At 69.8% G+C, this 16,633-nt stretch carries 16 protein-coding genes and 1 tRNA gene; 9 read left to right on the top strand and 8 right to left on the bottom strand.

Going from position 1 to position 16,633, the window contains the following annotated elements; translation table 11 throughout:
• Positions 1–6 precede the first annotated feature (6 nt).
• From VGJ24_RS13055 to VGJ24_RS13040, 4 genes are read right to left on the bottom strand one after another with little or no spacing between them, the layout of a single operon-like run.
• A complete protein-coding gene (locus VGJ24_RS13055) occupies positions 7–438 on the bottom strand; it encodes a hypothetical protein (RefSeq protein WP_331501060.1) in 432 nt (143 codons plus the stop codon).
• Positions 435–1,064 carry a CoA transferase subunit B gene (locus VGJ24_RS13050; protein WP_331501059.1) on the bottom strand — a complete coding sequence of 210 codons (630 nt, stop codon included), beginning with the start codon at positions 1,062–1,064 and terminating at the stop codon, positions 435–437. Before VGJ24_RS13050 ends, VGJ24_RS13055 begins: the two co-directional genes overlap by 4 nt.
• A 1-nt stretch (position 1,065) precedes the next feature.
• On the bottom strand, positions 1,066–1,848 hold the full coding sequence (locus tag VGJ24_RS13045) for a CoA transferase subunit A (RefSeq protein WP_331501100.1): 783 nt from the start codon (positions 1,846–1,848) through the stop codon (positions 1,066–1,068).
• A 57-nt stretch (positions 1,849–1,905) separates the two neighbouring features.
• A complete protein-coding gene (locus VGJ24_RS13040; RefSeq protein WP_331501058.1) occupies positions 1,906–2,871 on the bottom strand; it encodes a hypothetical protein in 966 nt (321 codons plus the stop codon).
• A 94-nt stretch (positions 2,872–2,965) separates the two neighbouring features.
• Here VGJ24_RS13040 and VGJ24_RS13035 point away from each other — a divergent pair, with 94 nt between their 5' ends.
• Both VGJ24_RS13035 and VGJ24_RS13030 read left to right on the top strand, forming a co-directional pair.
• Complete coding sequence (locus VGJ24_RS13035) at positions 2,966–3,973, top strand: ArsA-related P-loop ATPase (RefSeq protein WP_331501057.1); 1,008 nt, start codon at positions 2,966–2,968, stop codon at positions 3,971–3,973.
• On the top strand, positions 3,970–5,169 hold the full coding sequence (locus VGJ24_RS13030) for an ArsA family ATPase (RefSeq protein WP_331501056.1): 1,200 nt from the start codon (positions 3,970–3,972) through the stop codon (positions 5,167–5,169). Before VGJ24_RS13035 ends, VGJ24_RS13030 begins: the two co-directional genes overlap by 4 nt.
• A 41-nt stretch (positions 5,170–5,210) precedes the next feature.
• Here VGJ24_RS13030 and VGJ24_RS13025 read toward each other — a convergent pair whose 3' ends face one another.
• A complete protein-coding gene (locus VGJ24_RS13025) occupies positions 5,211–5,501 on the bottom strand; it encodes a WhiB family transcriptional regulator (RefSeq protein WP_331501099.1) in 291 nt (96 codons plus the stop codon).
• Positions 5,502–5,701: 200 nt separating this feature from the next.
• Here VGJ24_RS13025 and VGJ24_RS13020 point away from each other — a divergent pair, with 200 nt between their 5' ends.
• The 4 genes from VGJ24_RS13020 to VGJ24_RS13005 all read left to right on the top strand — a co-directional run bounded on the left by VGJ24_RS13020 (position 5,702) and on the right by VGJ24_RS13005 (position 10,353).
• Positions 5,702–8,068, top strand: a complete 2,367-nt coding sequence (locus VGJ24_RS13020; protein WP_331501055.1) for a transglycosylase domain-containing protein — start codon at positions 5,702–5,704, stop codon at positions 8,066–8,068.
• A gap of 218 nt (positions 8,069–8,286) precedes the next feature.
• On the top strand, positions 8,287–8,946 hold the full coding sequence (locus VGJ24_RS13015) for a hypothetical protein (protein ID WP_331501054.1): 660 nt from the start codon (positions 8,287–8,289) through the stop codon (positions 8,944–8,946).
• 46 nt (positions 8,947–8,992) lie between these two features.
• Positions 8,993–9,661: a hypothetical protein gene (locus VGJ24_RS13010; protein WP_331501053.1), complete on the top strand. Its 669-nt coding sequence runs from the start codon at positions 8,993–8,995 to the stop codon at positions 9,659–9,661.
• Positions 9,658–10,353: a hypothetical protein gene (locus VGJ24_RS13005; RefSeq protein ID WP_331501052.1), complete on the top strand. Its 696-nt coding sequence runs from the start codon at positions 9,658–9,660 to the stop codon at positions 10,351–10,353. Before VGJ24_RS13010 ends, VGJ24_RS13005 begins: the two co-directional genes overlap by 4 nt.
• Positions 10,354–10,391: 38 nt before the next feature.
• On the opposite strand, the gene VGJ24_RS13000 is transcribed toward VGJ24_RS13005, so the two are convergent.
• The gene (locus tag VGJ24_RS13000; protein WP_331501051.1) at positions 10,392–10,853 is read right to left on the bottom strand and encodes a GatB/YqeY domain-containing protein; all 462 of its coding nucleotides are present in this window, start codon (positions 10,851–10,853) and stop codon (positions 10,392–10,394) included.
• Positions 10,854–10,889: 36 nt separating this feature from the next.
• Between VGJ24_RS13000 and VGJ24_RS12995 the strand changes: the two genes are divergently transcribed.
• Both VGJ24_RS12995 and VGJ24_RS12990 read left to right on the top strand, forming a co-directional pair.
• The gene (locus tag VGJ24_RS12995; RefSeq protein ID WP_331501050.1) at positions 10,890–11,813 is read left to right on the top strand and encodes a metallophosphoesterase; all 924 of its coding nucleotides are present in this window, start codon (positions 10,890–10,892) and stop codon (positions 11,811–11,813) included.
• 125 nt (positions 11,814–11,938) lie between these two features.
• A tRNA-Pro gene (locus VGJ24_RS12990) sits at positions 11,939–12,012 on the top strand.
• Positions 12,013–12,024: 12 nt separating this feature from the next.
• On the opposite strand, the gene VGJ24_RS12985 is transcribed toward VGJ24_RS12990, so the two are convergent.
• Positions 12,025–13,236 carry an NAD(P)/FAD-dependent oxidoreductase gene (locus tag VGJ24_RS12985; protein WP_331501049.1) on the bottom strand — a complete coding sequence of 404 codons (1,212 nt, stop codon included), beginning with the start codon at positions 13,234–13,236 and terminating at the stop codon, positions 12,025–12,027.
• Positions 13,237–13,519: 283 nt separating this feature from the next.
• Between VGJ24_RS12985 and VGJ24_RS12980 the strand changes: the two genes are divergently transcribed.
• Positions 13,520–15,016 (top strand): MFS transporter, encoded by a 1,497-nt coding sequence (locus VGJ24_RS12980; protein WP_331501048.1) that lies wholly within the window; start codon positions 13,520–13,522, stop codon positions 15,014–15,016.
• A gap of 187 nt (positions 15,017–15,203) precedes the next feature.
• On the opposite strand, the gene VGJ24_RS12975 is transcribed toward VGJ24_RS12980, so the two are convergent.
• Positions 15,204–16,577 (bottom strand): alpha/beta hydrolase, encoded by a 1,374-nt coding sequence (locus VGJ24_RS12975; protein ID WP_331501047.1) that lies wholly within the window; start codon positions 16,575–16,577, stop codon positions 15,204–15,206.
• Between the last annotated feature and the right edge of the window lie 56 nt (positions 16,578–16,633).

Below are 16,633 nucleotides of genomic sequence, written 5' to 3'. Positions count from 1 at the left end.
CACCGCTTATGCGGTGACGCCGGCGTCCTCCGACCCCGCCGCGTCGCGGGCGACCGCAGCGCCGGTGGCCTTGGCCTTCATCCGCTCGCCGAGGTCGGCGAGGAACGAGTCCCCGACCGCGACCACGCCCCCGAGCAGTACGGCGGCGACCGGCGCCGGCAGCGCGCTGCGACGTACGGCGGAGGTGGCGACGAGCATCAGCGCCGTCCACGACGCGCCGGACGTGGCCAGCGGGACGACCGCGCGCTGCCAGGGCTCGGCGTCCTCGTCGGGAACGACGACGAAGACCTGCAGGCCCGGCCGGTTCAGCGGCCAGCCGCCGACGTACGACGCGAGCACCGCGCGGGCGCGGCCCGGGAGCCGTGGCGACAGACACGCGAGCGCGACCCCGGCTCCGCGTACGGCCGAGCCGGGCCGGATCCGGGTTGCGCCGATCATGTGAGGATCTCGGGCTCGGTCTTCTCGCGCACCTCGTCGAGCGTGACGTCGGGTGCCAGCTCGACCAGCCGCAGACCCTCGGGAGTGACGTCGAGGACGCACAGGTCGGTGATGATCCGCTGCACGACACCACGGCCGGTGTAGGGCAGTGCGCACTCGTTCAGGATCTTCTTCGAGCCGTCCTTGGCGACGTGCTCCATCAGCACGATCACCCGCTTGGCGCCGTGGACCAGGTCCATCGCGCCGCCCATCCCCTTGACCATCTTCCCGGGGATCATCCAGTTCGCGATGTCACCGGTGCGCGAGACCTGCATCGCGCCGAGGATCGCGGCGTCGATCTTGCCGCCGCGGATCATCCCGAACGACGTGGCCGAGTCGAAGAACGACGCGCCCTTGCGCAGCGTGACCGTCTCCTTGCCGGCGTTGATCAGGTCGGGGTCCTCGTCGCCCTCGTACGGGTAGGCACCGACGCCGAGGATGCCGTTCTCGCTCTGGAGCACCAGCTCCACGTCGTCGGCGACGTAGTTGGGCACCAGGGTCGGGAGTCCGATGCCGAGGTTGACGTAGGAGCCGTCGACCAGCTCCGACGCCGCGCGCGCGGCCATCTGCTCACGGGTCCAGGCCACGTCAGGCCCCTTCCGGCCGCGGCCGCGTCGTACGCTTCTCGATCTTCTTGTCCGCCGCCTGCTCCTCGGTCAGCGCGACGACCCGCTGCACGTAGACACCGGGCGTGTGGACGTCCTCGGGCTTGATCTCGCCCGGCTCGACGAGATGCTCGACCTCGGCGATGGTCATCAGGCCGCACATCGCCGCGAGCGGGTTGAAGTTCCGGGCGGACTCGCGGTACACGAGGTTGCCGTGCCGGTCACCCATCCAGGCGCGCACCAACCCGAAGTCGGCGATGATCGCTTCCTCGAGGACGTACTCGCGGCTCTCACCATTGGTCACGAAGTCGCGGGTCTCCTTCGGCGGCGAGCTCACGATGACGTTGCCCTCGGCGTCGTACCGCCAGGGCAGGCCGCCCTCCGCGACCTGGGTGCCGCCCCCGGTCGCGGTGAAGAACGCCGGGATGCCGGAGCCGCCGGCGCGCATCCGCTCGGCCAGGGTGCCCTGGGGAGTCAGCTCGACCTCGAGCTCGCCGGAGAGGTACTGCCGGGCGAACTCCTTGTTCTCCCCGACGTACGACGAGATCATCCGCCGCAGCCGCTTCTCCATCAGCAGCCGGCCCAGGCCCCACTCGTCGACACCGCAGTTGTTCGACACCGCCTCGAGCTCCTTCACGCCGGCGTCGAGCAACGCATCGATGAGCACGGACGGGACTCCGCAGAGCCCGAACCCACCGACCGCCAGGGTCGACCCGTCGGCGACATCGGCCACCGCTTCGGCAGCGCTCGCCACGACCTTGTCCATCCGCGCACCTCCTGCGGGCATCCTGCCACGGTGCGGGAGGGCGTCTCGGCCGGGTCGTCAGCCGGCTGTCGGGTCCTCGATCGACCACAGGGTCTGGCCGACCAGAAGGTGCACCGCACCACCCGAGGCGCAGGCTGCCCTCAGCGGACCGTCCGGCGCGGGGAACGCCTTCCACTCGGCGCCGTCGTGCCAGCACAGACGGTTCCCCCGTCCGGTCGCGGCGACGAACACGGGCTGGTCGCCGGTGGTGTCGTCGACCAGGACCAGGGGCCGCCCACCCCCGTCGGGGATGTGGACGAGCTCCAGATGCGGCATCGGCAGGGTGAAGCTGCGCAGCGGTCCGCGGAACGGGAGCGGAAGCAGCTCGTACACGGCCGCGCTGCCGTCCGCCACGCCGCCGATCCAGGTGTGCCGGCCTCCCCACGCGTAGGCGACCGAGGTGAGCGCGGAGGGTGCGCGGGAGAGGTGGATGCGGCGCCAGTCGCCGCTGAACGCCCACGCCGTCGCGGCCCCCGAGTCGCCGAGCCGTCCGGCCACGACCAGCGGGTCCTTCTCCGGGCAGCCGAGGACGAAGGAGGTGTCGGGCGGGCCGGCGAGCGGCAGGTCGCGCGCCTTCGGGGCGCCCCCCGCGATCGCGCTCTGCCGGTCGTAGGTGCGGAGGCGCCAGGATCCCTCGGACAGGTGACAGCTCAGCAACAGCTCGGTTCCCGCGTCCGTGGCGGGCGCGGCCCACATCGCGTCGATCCCGTCGAGCGAGCTCGACTCCACCGTCGTGTCGTCGTCACGCGCCGTCCAGAGCTGCAGCCGGCCGTCGGCCCCGCGGCCGGTGAGCCAGGGCTCCGGCCCGGGCGCGACCCCGAGCACGCCGAAGGAGTCGACGAGCACGTCGTCGTACGTCGTCGGGTTCGCGTGCGGCAGGCGCAGGTGCGAGACGAACACGGTGCCCTCGGTCGTCACTCCGGCACACAGCCCCCGCTGCAACGCCGTGACGCGACCGGGAACCGGCAATCTGGTCCAGTCCATGTGCTTCCCCCGAAAACGACGGTAGCCGCACAGAGACGCCCGCGCTGAAGACTGGGAAAACCTTCACCAAGCAACACCCCTTAGGCTCGCTGCCGTGTCGAGCCGCGACTTCCCGCAGGTCCGCCTGCACATCGTCACGGGGAAGGGCGGCACCGGGAAGTCCACGGTGGCCGCCTCGCTCGCGCTCGGTCTGGCGGCTGCCGGCACCAACGTCCTGCTCTGCGAGGTCGAGGGCCGCCAGGGCATCGCCCGGATGTTCGACGTCGAGCCGCTCCCGTACGCCGAGCGACGCGTCGCCACGGGCCTTCCGGAGACCGACGGTCAGCGAGGTGGGGTCGTTCACGCCTTGCACATCGACCCCGAGTCCGCGCTGCTGGAGTACCTCTCGATGTACTACAAGCTCGGTCGCGCCGGCAGGGCCCTGGACCGCTTCGGTGTCGTGGAGTTCGCGACCACGATCGCTCCGGGAGTCCGCGACGTCCTGCTCACCGGAAAGGTGTACGAGGCGACCAAGCGCAACTCCCGCAACAAGAAGGCCATCACCTACGACGCCGTCGTGCTCGACGCACCGCCGACCGGGCGCATCGCCCAGTTCCTCGGGGTCAACCACGAGCTCGCCGGGTTGGCCCGGATGGGGCCGATCAAGACCCAGGCCGACTCCGTGACCACGCTCTTCCACTCCAGGCGCACCGCCGTGCACCTGGTCACCGTGCTCGAGGAGATGCCGGTGCAGGAGACCACCGACGGCATCGCCCAGCTGCGCGAGCACGGCCTGCCGGTGGGCGGGGTCGTGGTCAACCAGGTGCGGCCGCGCGACCTCGACGACGACGACCTCGCCGCGGTCCGCGCGGGCGCGGTCACCAAGCGTCAGATCGCCTCTGACCTGACCCGCTCGGGTCTCGACGGGAAGGCCGAGATGGTCACCGGCCTGCTCACCGAGGCCCGCGACCATGCCGAGCGCCGGGCGCTCGAGGACGCCCAGCGCGCCCTGGTCGATGCGCTCGACGTCCCGACGTACGAGCTGCCCCTGCTCGTCGGTGGCGTCGACCTCGGCGCGCTCTATGAGCTGGCCGGGATGCTCCGCGACCAGGGACTCGCATGACCACCCCACGCAGGAGCAGGACACGCTCCCGGGTTGGTCCGCAGTCGCTGACCGGGGGGCGGACCCTGGACGTCGACCGGCTCCTCGACGACCCGCGGACCGGGATCATCGTGTGCTGCGGCTCCGGCGGCGTGGGGAAGACGACCACGTCGGCGGCCCTGGCGCTGCGTGCCGCCGAACGCGGCCGCAAGGTCGTCGTGCTCACCATCGACCCCGCCCGCCGGCTCGCCCAGTCGATGGGGATCGAGGTGCTGGACAACACCCCGCGCCCGGTCGCGGGCGTGGGGGGCGGTGCCGGTCGAGGTGGCAGCCTCGACGCGATGATGCTGGACATGAAGCGCACCTTCGACGAGGTGGTCGAGAGCCAGGCCAGCCCGGAGAAGGCGCGGCAGATCCTGGACAACCCGTTCTACGTCGCGCTGTCGAGCTCCTTCGCCGGCACGCAGGAGTACATGGCGATGGAGAAGCTCGGGCAGATCCATGCCGACGCCCAGCGCGACGGCACCTACGACCTGATCGTGGTCGACACGCCACCGTCCCGCTCGGCCCTCGACTTCCTCGACGCCCCCGAACGGCTGTCCAGTTTCCTGGACGGCCGCTTCATCAAGCTGCTCCTCGCGCCCGCGAAGGGGCCGGCCCGGATGATGACCGCCGGCTTCGGCATCGTGACGAACACGCTCGCCAAGGTCCTCGGCGCCCAGGTCCTGCGTGACATGCAGACGTTCGTCGCCGCGTTCGACACCCTCTTCGGCGGCTTCCGCCAGCGCGCACAGAAGACCTTCGAGCTCCTGCAGGCCGACGGAACGGCGTTCCTCGTCGTCGCGGCCCCGGAGCCCGATGCGCTTCGCGAGGCGGCGTACTTCGTCGAGCGGCTGAGCGAGGACGAGATGCCGCTGGCGGGCCTCGTCGTCAACCGGGCGAGCCCGCAGCCGATCGGCGACGTGACCGCCGAGGGGGCGATGGCGGCTGCCCAGCGGTTGCGCAAGGACGACGCGGACTCCCGCACAGCGGGTCTGCTGCGGCTGCACGCGGACCGCGTGCGCATGGTCGAGAGAGAGACTCTGTTACGTCAGCGCTTCGAGGCGGCTCACCCACAGGTGCCGACCGCGGTGGTGCCGGCCCTCGCGGGCGACGTGCACGACCTGGCGGGGTTGCGTCAGGTCGGCGCGCTCTTAGCGGGGGAGCGGCCGACCTGACGCGGTTGACCCGACGTTGTCGGTGGTTTCGTCAGCGCGGCTCAGGCGCTGACGACCACACCGGCGTGCTGCTCACGAGCCGTTTCGAGAACGGCTCGCCATGATGCGTTCGGACGGCGACGCAGCAGGGCTCGGCGCTCACGCTCGGTCATCCCGCCCCAGACGCCCCACTCGATCTGGTTGTCGAGAGCCTCCGCGAGGCACTCGGTACGCACAGGACACGCACCGCAAACCTGCTTCGCCTTGTTCTGCTCTGCACCTCGCACGAACAGCTTGTCGGGTTGCTGGCCCCGGCACGCAGCCTGGGCAGCCCAATCTTGATTCCACATAATGACGTCCCCACGATCGTCAGCTGACTGAAGCTTCCCCATGAAGCCATCCGCCCGAACGGATGCTCAGTCGAGGCTCCAAGGTAAAGAACATGCGTCACTCGGGGACAGACTCGTACGGTTCTATCCCCGTAGTCCCATTGGACTAGTCCGTGGGGGTCGAGAATGCACAGGTCTCCCGACCGTCACGTAGTCTCTTCGACATGACCTTGCCCCCCGAGGAGCGGCTTCCCGCGTCTCGTGTCGCCTCCCATCTGGGCGTGATGGCCATCGTCGCGGCGGTCATGGGAGTGGTCGTGGCCGGCCTGGCGATCCCCTTCGCGGGCGTGCTCGGACTGGCCTCCAAGTCCCTCTCACACACCGTGGAGTCGCTGCCCGCCCAGCTGCGCACCCAGCCGCTGGCGCAACAGACGAAGATCGTCGACCCGAGCGGCCAGACCATCGCCACGCTGTACGACGAGAACCGCATCAACGTCCCGCTCCGCCAGATCTCGCGGAAGATGGTCAAGTCGATCGTCGCGATCGAGGACTACCGCTTCTACCAGCACGGCGCCCTCGACGTGAAGGGCACGGTGCGCGCCCTGATCACCAACCAGTCCTCCGGCGGCACCGTCCAGGGCGGCTCGTCGATCACCCAGCAGATGGTCAAGATGACCCTGCTCGCGCAGGCGAAGACCGCCAAGGAGCGGAAGGCGGCCACCGCCGACACCTACGCCCGCAAGCTCACCGAGCTGCGCTACGCGATCGCCTTCGAGCAGAACTACTCCAAGGACTGGATCCTCGAGCGCTACCTCAACATCGCCTACTACGGCGACGGTGCCTACGGCGTACAGGCCGCCGCCCGCCACTACTTCGGCACCAACGCCAAGGACCTGACCTGGCTGCAGGGCGCGACACTCGCCGGTCTGGTGAAGAACCCCACCGGGTACGACCCGCTGCGAAACGCCACCCGCGGCCTCGATCGGCGCAACGTCGTGCTCGACCGACTGGCCCAGCTGCACGTGATCTCGCAGCAGAAGGCGGACAAGCTCAAGAAGCAGCCGCTCGGCCTCCACCCGGTGGCAACTCCCAACGGCTGCATCAACTCCAGCGCGCCGTTCTTCTGCGACTTCGTGGTCCGCTACCTCGAGCATGATCCGGCCCTCGGCAAGACGGTCGCGGCACGCCACAAGCTGCTCTACACCGGTGGCCTGACGATCCACACCACGATCGACCCACGCTTCCAGCGCGCGGCCGACAACTCCGTGCGCCACCACGTCTTCGCCAGGGACCAGGCGATCGGCGCGCTCGCGATGATCGAGCCCGGCACGGGAGACGTGAAGGCGTTGGCGCAGTCGCGCCCGATGGGTCGTGACGCCGCCGCCGGCCAGACCTTCCTGGACTACACCGTCCCGCAGAAGTACGGCGACTCCGCCGGCTTCCAGCCGGGTTCGACGTTCAAGGCGTTCGTGCTCGCGTCCGCGATCCAGCAGGGATTCCCGCTCACGCAGAAGATCCCCTCCCCGATGGAGGAGAACATCCCGATGAGCGAGTACCGCGTGTGCGGCGGCCGCTCGTTCGCGAGTACCGACACCTGGGACGTGCACAGCTCGACCATCGGCGGCTTCCCGATGGATGCGTACACCGGCACCCAGGAGTCGGTGAACACCTTCTTCGCCAAGCTGGAGCTGCAGACCGGCCTGTGCGAGCCGTACCACCTCGCCCAGAAGATGGGCATCCCGCTCCACGACCCTGCCCGGGAGATGGTGCCGTCGTTCACTCTCGGCGTCGCCTCCGTCAGCCCGCTCGAGCTGGCCGACGCCTACGCGACGTTCGCGGCCCGGGGCCTGCACTGCGACCCCCGCCCGGTGACGTCGATCGACGACTCCAACGGCCACGAGCTCAAGACGTACCCGCAGCAGTGCGAGCAGGTGATCGCCGCGCCGGTCGCCGACGCGGTGAACGACGTGCTGCGCGGCGTGCAGTCCCCGACCGGCTTCGGCGCGGCGCTCCAGCTCAACCAGGAGTCGGCGGCCAAGACCGGGACCAACGACAACAACATGTCGGTGTGGTACATGGGATACACGCCGAACCTCGCCACCGCCGCGATGGTCGCGGGCGCCAACCGGCTGGGGCACTGGGTCACGCTGAACGGCCAGGTGCTCGGCGGGGCGTACACCGCGACCGCACACGGATCCACCACCGCCGGCCCGATGTGGTACGACGCGATGCGGGTGATCCAGCAGTGGCTGCCCGACGCGACGTTCACCGCGCCCAACGGCAACGACATCAACGGCGTGCTCACCACCCTCCCCGACGTGGGCGGTCTGCCCTACGACCAGGCAGCCCAACAGATCAAGCAGGCGGGCTTCGCCGTCGCCGACGGTGGCTACACCGACTCGGGCTATCCGCAGGACACGGTGGCCTTCACCAGTCCGGGCGGAGGATCACAGGTCGCCAGCGGCACGACGGTGACGATCTACCGCTCCGACGGCACGCCCAAGGTCACCAGGCATCACGGTGGCGACCACGGCGGAAACCACGGCGGCAACCACGGCGGCAACCACGGGGGCAACCACGGGGGACATTAGGGCTACCAGGGGCTCGAGGGGCATCCCGGCCACGGGTCACTGGGCTATTTCATCGTTCTTGCTGATTCATCCGCTCGATCGACGAATCGTCGTACGACGTGGCTTACACTCCCCGAAACCAGCCGCTGAACTCTCGTCGTCCGGGCGTGCGTGAGGTGATTGGGGGGACCTCCATGCTCGTCCGTTCTGGCCTTGTCGTCGTTGGCGCGGCTGCTGCCGTGGCACTGAGTGCGCCGCATGCCAACGCAGCTCAGAGCTTCGGCGCACACTGGACGCTCGACGAGATCGGCGGCAACACGGCCGTCGACTCCTCGGGCAACGGCAACGACGGCACCAGCTTCAACGTGGAGGGCGACGGCGACGGCTACACCTTCAACGGCTCCAGCTCGCGAGTGATCGTCCCGAACTCCCCGACCCTCAACTCCGGGTCCGGTGACTTCTCGTGGGGCGTCACGATCAGCATGACCGAGCCGCCGATGCCGACGGGCGAGACCTACGACATCCTGCGCAAGGGGCTCGCGGGATCCAAGGGTGGCGACTACAAGCTCGAGATCATGAACTCCGGCGGGAAGGCCAAGGCGCGCTGCGTGTTCAACTCCGTCCTGCCCAACGGCCAGCGGGCGAACGCGGCCCAGCTGGACGCGACCTCACTGGCCGACGGCCGTCAGCACGTCATCACGTGCACGAAGACCTCGAACGCCGTCACCGTCCAGGTCGACTCCCACGCCGCCAAGACCAAGACGGTCGCCAGCGGGCTCGGAGCTGTGTCGAACACCCTCGACCTGGCCCTGGGAGCCAAGGCGGAGAAGACGGCGAAGAGTGGGTTCGACTGGTTCGATGGCGAGCTCTTCGACGCCTGGGTCGCCTCCGCGTCATAACCCCCGCACCCACCATCCGCTGACGCCGGCACCGGAGAACGTCTTGATGCTCGCTCGCTCACTCACCGTGCTCATCGCCGTCATGGCGTTCGTGTCACTGACCGTGCCACACGCCGGGGCCGCCCAGGCCTACAGCGCACACTGGACGCTCGACGAGATCGGCAGCAGCACGGCGTACGACGCCACGGGCAACGGCAACGACGGCACCAACGCCAACGTGGTCGGCGACGGCGACGGCTACACGTTCAACGGCGTCGACTCCCGGGTGGTCGTGCCGAGTGCCGCGAGCCTCAACTCCGGGTCCGGGGACTTCTCCTACGGCGTCACCCTGACCATGACCCAGGCACCGGCCACTCGTGAGACCTATGAGGTGCTGAGCAAGGGGCTCGCCGGGGACAAAGCGGGGAACTACAAGATCGAGATCACGAGCTCCAGCGGCAAGGCCAAGGCACGCTGCGTGTTCAACTCGATCCTGCCAAGCGGGAAGCGGTCGAACTCGGCCCAGCTGGGCAGCACGTCCCTGGCCGACGGGCGCGTGCACACGATCACCTGCACCAAGACCTCGACCAGCATCAGCATCCAGATCGACGCCCTCCCCGCCACCACCAAGGCCATCGCGGCCGGGCTGGGGTCGGTGTCGAACGCGTCGGCCCTGGGACTGGGCGCCAGGCCCAGCCGGACTCCTCATCCGGGTACGACTGGTTCAAGGGCGTGATCTCCGATGCTTGGGTCAGCTCGGTGCCGGATGCCACTCCTCCTCCCCCGCCGCCCCCGACGGATCCGACGTCCCCGGCCTACAAGGCACACTGGACGTTCGACGAGATCGGCAGCAGCACGGCCCACGACGTCACCGGCAACGGCAACGACGGCACCAACTACGACGTGGTCGGCAACGGCACGGGCTACACCTTCAACGGCATCGACTCGCGCGTGATCGTGCCGGACTCGGCCAGCCTCAACCCGGGGTCGGCGGACTTCTTCTACGGCATCACCCTGACCATGACCCAGCCGCCGGCCACCGGTGAGACGTACGACGTACTGCGGAAGGGGCTGGTGACCAACAAGGCCGGCGACTACAAGATCGAGATCGTGAACTCCAGCGGCAAGGCAGAGGCACGCTGCGTGTTCAACTCCTTCCGCAGCAACGGCACCAAGGTCCTGGCCGCGGTGATGAAGAGCGTGCAGCTGGCCGACGGCGTCCCCCACACGGTCACCTGCTCGAAGACCTCGACCAGCATCACCATCCAGGTCGACTCTCTCCCGGTCCACACCAAGGCGATCGCCGGCGGGCTGGGGTCGATCTCGAACACCTCGAACCTCGGACTGGGCGCCAAGTCGGAGGACGACCCCAAGTCCGGGTACGACTGGTTCAACGGCGTGCTCTCAGACGCCTGGGTCGCCTGGTAGCGACCGTCCGCCGTACCGACCGTGACGTCGGTGCGCGCTCACGGCTCGAGCTGGCGCCTGACCTCGGCCGCGACGGCGGCCCCGTCGGCGCGCCCGCGCACCTGGGGCTGGACCACGCCCATCACCTTGCCCATGGCCCGCGCACCCTCGTCGGCGGCATCCGTCTGCTCGATGGCTGCCGTGACGAGCTCGGCGATTGCGGCGGCGTCGAGCTGCTCGGGCAGGTACTCGGCGATCACGGCCGCCTCCGCGGTCTCCTTGTCTGCGAGCTCGCCGCGACCGGCGTCCGAGAAGGCGGTGGCGGCCTCGCGCCGCTTCTTCGACTCGGTCGACAGCACACCGATCACGTCGTCGTCGCTGAGCTCGCGGGCCTCCTTGCCGGCGACCTCGGCGTTCGTGATCGCTGACAGGACCATCCGCAGGGTCGAGGATCGCATCTGGTCCCGCGCCTTGATCGCGGTGGTGAGGTCGTTGCGCAGCCGGTCCTTGAGCTCGCTCATGGGGTCATTGTGCAGCCCGTGTGGCAGCCTTGCCGGGTGACCCCCGGACGTCTCCTCGCCCGCACGCTCGGTGCCGGCGTCGCCCTCGGCGCCGGGGTCACGGCGTACGCCGTCTGGGAGGCGCGCGCGTTCACCCTCCGGTCCGTCGAGCTCCCGGTGCTGCCGTCCGGTGTGCAGCCGCTGCGGGTGCTGCACCTCAGCGACCTGCACCTGACCGCCGGACAGTCGCGCAAGCGCGAGTGGCTGCGCTCACTCGCCGATCTCGAGCCCGATCTCGTGGTGAACACCGGCGACAACCTCTCCCACCTCGACGCTCTCCCGGCACTGCTCGATGCGCTCGGGCCCCTGCTCGACGTGCCGGGTGTCTTCGTGCTCGGCTCGAACGACTACTTCACGCCGCTCCTGCGCAACCCCCTGCGCTACCTGCTGCCCGACGACGGCCGACGGGTCACCCACACCACGAAGCTGCCGTGGCGGGAGATGTGCGACGCCTTCAGCGCGGCCGGCTGGACCGACCTCACCAACCGTCGTACGTCGACGACGGTGCGCGACCTGACCTTCGCCTGGGCCGGTGTGGACGACCCACACCTGGAGTACGACGACCTGGACGCGATCGCCGGGCCGGCCGACGCCGACGCCGACGTGCGCGCCGCGCTCGCCCATGCGCCGTACCTGCGGGTGCTGGACCAGTTCGCCGCGGACGGGTACGACGCGGTCTTCGCAGGCCACACCCACGGCGGGCAGATCGCCCTGCCGCTGTACGGCGCCCTCGTCACCAACTGCGACCTGGAGCCGGCCCGGGCCAGGGGGCTGCATCGCCATCCGGCCGACTCGCGACCGGGCGACCCGGGGACGACGTGGCTGCACGTCTCGGCCGGCCTCGGCACCTCGCCGTACTTCCCGATCCGCACTGCCTGTCGCCCCGAAGCGACCCTGCTGACGCTGGTGCCCGACGAGTGACCGACGCCTGAGAACGAGGCGTCCCACGCCTCCGACGGCGATTCGGAGCGGCCGAACCGCTCGGGTATGCTCGCCGATGCTTGTCGCCCCCGTGGTCCCAGCTGAGCTCGGTCCGGCGCGGCAATCGGGCTGTGGCGCAGTTTGGTAGCGCGCCTCGTTCGGGACGAGGAGGCCGCAGGTTCAAATCCTGTCAGCCCGACTCTGTGATGTCTCAGGACATGCGCGACAGCCGGACCTGCGGAGTGCAGGTCCGGCTGTGGTCATTTCGCGGCGGAGTGCCGGGCGGCCACCTGGCTGGTGACCTGGGCCGCGTCCTCGCCGACGAACCCGAAAGCGCCGAGCCGCGACTGTGCTGCCATGGCAGGCCGATGAACCACAGGCCCGGTACGTCGGTGCGGCCGCCCTCCTGGCGGACCCGCCGGCCGTCCCACACACCCGGGATGTCCAGCCAGGAGTAGTCGGCCCGGAACCCGGTGGCCCACACCACCGCTGCGACCTCGTCGAGAGTGTCGTCGGGACCGATGCCGAGCCGGGCGGTACGCCCGTCGGCGTACGTGAGCCGGGGGTGGACGTGGATGCCCGCGGCGTCGATGTCGTCCCAGGTGGTGCCGATGACCAGGTCACCGCCACGCCTGCGCAACCACGCAGTGACAGGGGAGCCGGTCGGCCGGGTGACGAGCCCGGTCCTGGTGAGCCACCAGAACAGATCGCGGCCGAGCGGGCGCTGCGGGACGGTCTTCTGCCGGGTGCCGACGGCGAGGTGGACCTCATGGGTCCGGCTGAGCTCCAGGGCGATCTGGAGGCCGGAGTTGCCCGCGCCGACCACCAGAACCTTCCCGTTCGACTCGGCCGGGAGCTCACCGGGGTTGCGGTAGTCGGAGCTGTGCAGCTGACCCACCGCAGGAGCGAAGCCGCCGCCGACGCGCGGGATGTCGGGCTGCTGGAACGGTCCGGTGGCGACGACGACCTGCCGGGCCCACAGGGTGCCCTGGCTGGTCGCGACCCGGAACAGGCTCCCCTCATGGCCGCCGTCCTCGGGGCTTCGGTCGACGCACTCGACCTGGGTGTTGAGCATGACCGGGAGGTCGAACCGGGCCGCGTACGTCGTCAGATAGCTCGCGACCTGGTCCTTGCTCGGGTACGTGCCCGGTACCGCGGGGAACGACAAGCCCGGCAGCGCGGAGTACTCGGCCGGTGTGAACAGCCGCAGCGAGTCCCATCGGCTGCGCCAGCTGTGCCCGAGCTCGGGGGCGGCGTCGACCAGGAGGAACCGCATCCGGTGCCTGGACAGGTGGTAGCCGACGGCGAAGCCGGCCTGACCGGCGCCGATGACGAGCACGTCGAGCGGCGTGCGTGGCGGCACGGCCTGAGCTGGGCAGTGAGTGGTGGGTCCCGGTGCGGCGTACATGGGGGTCTGCTCCATCGTCGAGGTGTCGGACTGCGGTTGCTGCGTCGCTGACGCTATGAACCAGCGGCTCGCCCTCGCGCCGGCGAAATCGCCGGATGCCACCGGGGCTCGCCGTGGCCGACCACACCCGAGGCCGGTGCCGCCAGCGAAGAAGCTCACCGCCACCGCCCGCTCGAGCCGGCTCGAGGAGCTCCGCACCCGCACAACCCGGCGATTCGACCGGCGCGACGAAGGCGTCCCGGGCGGGAGCGTCGAGTCAGCGGGGCAGCCGAGCCCCATCCACACGAAGGAGCCCGACATGTCTCACCACACCGCGACGGCGCCAGACCACGGCGCTGCTCCGCACGGCCATGCCACCGCAGACGCCGACGGCGACCCACACGGAAGCGCCGACGAGGGGACCCGCCGACCCTGGACCATCCTCGCGCTGATGCTGATGGCCCAGTTCATGGTCATCCTCGACGTCTCCGTCGTGAACGTCGCGCTGCCTTCCATCGGGCGGACCATGTCCTTCTCCAGCAGTGACTACCAGTGGGTCGTCAGCGCCTACGTCCTGCTCTCCGGCGGGTTACTGCTGTTCGGCGGCCGGCTCGCCGACCTGTTCGACCGGCGCACCATGTTTCTGACCGGTCTGAGCGTGTTCACCACGGCGTCCCTGGTGTCGGCGACCGCGTCCTCGGCCGCCACCATGATCACGTCCCGCGCTGCCCAGGGCGCCGGCGCCGCGATGCTCACCCCGGCCGCCCTGTCCATCATCGTCACCACCTACACCGGCAAGCAGCGCTCCACCGCTCTGGCCATCTGGGGCACCATCGGCAGCATGGGTATCGCCGCGGGCGTCCTCCTCGGCGGCCTGCTCACCTCGACCTTGGGCTGGCGCTCGATCTTCTTCGTCAACGTGCCCATCGGCATCCTCGCCGGCGTCCTGACCCTGCGGACCGTCGCCCGCAGCCACCGCGCCGGCAACGCCCGCACCCTCGACGTCCCCGGCGCCGCAGCACTCGTCACCGGGCTGCTAGCCCTCGTGTACGCCGTCGAGAACGCCGGCACCCACGGCTGGACCTCGGCCCAGACGATCGTCGGGGCCACCGCCGCCACGTTGCTGCTCGGCACTCTCTACCTGATCGAGCGCCGGGTGCCGGCGCCGCTGATCCCACCGGCCACGTGGAAGATCCGGTCGCTGGTCTCGGCCTCGACGGTCATGGCCGTCCTCACCGGCGGCATCGTCGGCGCCATCTTCGTGAACTCGCTGTTCCTCCAGCAGGTCCTCGGCTCCTCACCCATCGTCGCCGGCCTGGAGTTCCTCCCGCTGGCGGCCGCCATCACCCTCGGCGCCGCAGCTGCCTCGCACGCCATCGGCCACGTCGGCCCGAAGCACCTGATGGTCGGGGGGCTCCTGGTCGTCGCGGCCGGCGCCGCGTTCCTGGCCACCATGGACTCCGACCCCAGCTACTGGACCGACGTCCTGCCCGGCTTCATCGTCATCGGTCTCGGCACCGGCCCGATGTTCGTGGCCATCTCGATCGCCGCCATGAGCGGCATCCGCCAGGAGCAGTCCGGGCTCGCCTCCGGGGTGATGATGACCGGCCACGAGGTCGGCGCCGCCCTCGGCGTCGCATCCCTGACCGCGATCGCCGGCGACCTGACCACCCGGGCCGGGCTCATCAACGCCTACCCGACGGTCTTCACCGCCATCGCCCTCGCCATGGTCGCCCTGTCCGCGTTCGCCGCCTTCGCGGTCCCCCGCCAGCAGGCGTACGCCGCGGCCGGCGGCCACGGGCACGGCATGCACTGACCCGTCGCCGACCAGGCGACCCTTCGGGGCCGGGAGGAGCGACATCACCTGTCGCCCCACCCGGCCCGCGGGGCGTCTTGGTCCTCCCCAGGAGAGGCGGACCGGTGCCGGCCGAACCGGGTGATCTCACCGGCGCAAACGGACACGCAGGCAGGGCCGGGTGTTGTGAGGGATGCCGCGCTACAGGTCACCTCAGGGGCTGGTTGGTCCGGACCGATGTGACGACGTCGTTGATGGCCTGGGCGGTCACGGCAGCGTCTGCTTGCTTCAGGATCAGATCCGGGTGGCTGGCTCCGTCGACCACGCGGTGCACGCTGTTGGTCGACAAGGAGACGGTCTGGTTCTGAGCCGCCATCCAGGCCGCGTCGCTCCCGCTGCCGGCTGTCAGGACGACCAGTGGCTTGTCGCCGAACTCGGTGAGAGATGCCGCTTCGTGTTCCGATGCGCTGGCCTGGAGGAACTCGTCAATGGTGCTGCGAAGACTGGTGGAGGTGGCGATCTTCGCGCTCACCTCGTCCGCAGACTGCTCCGGCAGGCTGCCGTAGCCGAGGCCGAACAATCGCCCCACCCCCAGCCTGGCCGACGTCGATGCCAGCACAGAGACGCGAGCCAGGATGTCGTCGGGACCCCAACTTTGAGCGGAGGTCGATGCCGGCGAGTGGGCTCCCGTTGAGTCGATCAGCACCATTCCGGCGACCTCATCGGGGTACTGGGCGGCAAAGATGCGCACGTACAGGCCACCGAACGAGTGACCGGCCAACACGTAGGGACCTGGCACGTGTCCGCGGTGCAGCAACGCGTGTAGGTCGGTCATCATCTGCGCGCCGTCCTGGGTGAGGTCGGAAGCGTCGCTCCACCCGCGACCTGCAGAGTCATAGACGCACACGCGCGTGTGACCGGCGACCGCCGGCGCTATCCAACCCATCGCGGAGGACATGTCGCCGCCCCCCGGCTGCAGCACCACGGTGGGGCTTCCCGAGCCGGTGCAGTGCAGGTGCAACCTGTGTCCGCCGACGTCGATCAGCTGACCAGCCATCGGGTACGCGCTGGCGTCGCGGTGCTCGCGCACGGTCTCGAAGCCCGCGCTCACCGAGGCAAGAGCCATCACCGCGATCACGGGGTAGACGAGCAGCCATCGGCTGCGACTACGCAGCTGCCCGTGGGCCTGTACGACCATCCAGACCGTCAACGCGAGTAGCGCGGGCGGCCACACCCAGTGCAGCGCATCGTTGACGCCGGAGCCGAACGCGACGAGGAGAAGTCCGGAGACGCCCATGAAGACCGCCGGCACCACGGCCCATCGTTGTGGTTGGTCGGTGAACCGCACCGAGAGCACGGCCAGCATCGCCCAGCCCACGGCGAACCCCCACAGCACCGCGCCGGTGATGTCGTTCTCCTGCACCTGGATGAAGGGCGCAGCGACCAGAAGCAGAGCGGCGACGACTCCGCTCGCCAGTGACCCGGCCACGATCCGTGCGATATGACCCTTCGGCCCGGGAATGGAGCCGTCATCCGGGTGGTCGAGGCCCGGGCCATCGCGGGTGACGGGGGTTCTGGTCATGGAACTCAACTCCTGGCGCATCGTGCGCGTGCGAGCACACTCATCTGCACGTGGGC

It is taken from the genome of Nocardioides sp. (assembly GCF_036493135.1).
In the GTDB taxonomy this organism is placed as follows: domain Bacteria; phylum Actinomycetota; class Actinomycetes; order Propionibacteriales; family Nocardioidaceae; genus Nocardioides.
This window is presented reverse-complemented; position numbering and strand designations above follow the sequence as displayed.

Coding starts and splice junctions, on each gene's coding strand:
- VGJ24_RS13030 (WP_331501056.1), top strand. CDS start 3,970: ATGACCACCCCACGCAGGAGCAGGACACGCTCCCGGGTTGGTCCGCAG.
- VGJ24_RS13055 (WP_331501060.1), bottom strand. CDS start 438: ATGATCGGCGCAACCCGGATCCGGCCCGGCTCGGCCGTACGCGGAGCC.
- VGJ24_RS13000 (WP_331501051.1), bottom strand. CDS start 10,853: ATGAGCGAGCTCAAGGACCGGCTGCGCAACGACCTCACCACCGCGATC.
- VGJ24_RS12980 (WP_331501048.1), top strand. CDS start 13,520: ATGTCTCACCACACCGCGACGGCGCCAGACCACGGCGCTGCTCCGCAC.
- VGJ24_RS12975 (WP_331501047.1), bottom strand. CDS start 16,577: ATGACCAGAACCCCCGTCACCCGCGATGGCCCGGGCCTCGACCACCCG.
- VGJ24_RS13020 (WP_331501055.1), top strand. CDS start 5,702: ATGACCTTGCCCCCCGAGGAGCGGCTTCCCGCGTCTCGTGTCGCCTCC.
- VGJ24_RS12985 (WP_331501049.1), bottom strand. CDS start 13,236: ATGGAGCAGACCCCCATGTACGCCGCACCGGGACCCACCACTCACTGC.
- VGJ24_RS13040 (WP_331501058.1), bottom strand. CDS start 2,871: ATGGACTGGACCAGATTGCCGGTTCCCGGTCGCGTCACGGCGTTGCAG.
- VGJ24_RS13045 (WP_331501100.1), bottom strand. CDS start 1,848: ATGGACAAGGTCGTGGCGAGCGCTGCCGAAGCGGTGGCCGATGTCGCC.
- VGJ24_RS13010 (WP_331501053.1), top strand. CDS start 8,993: ATGCTCGCTCGCTCACTCACCGTGCTCATCGCCGTCATGGCGTTCGTG.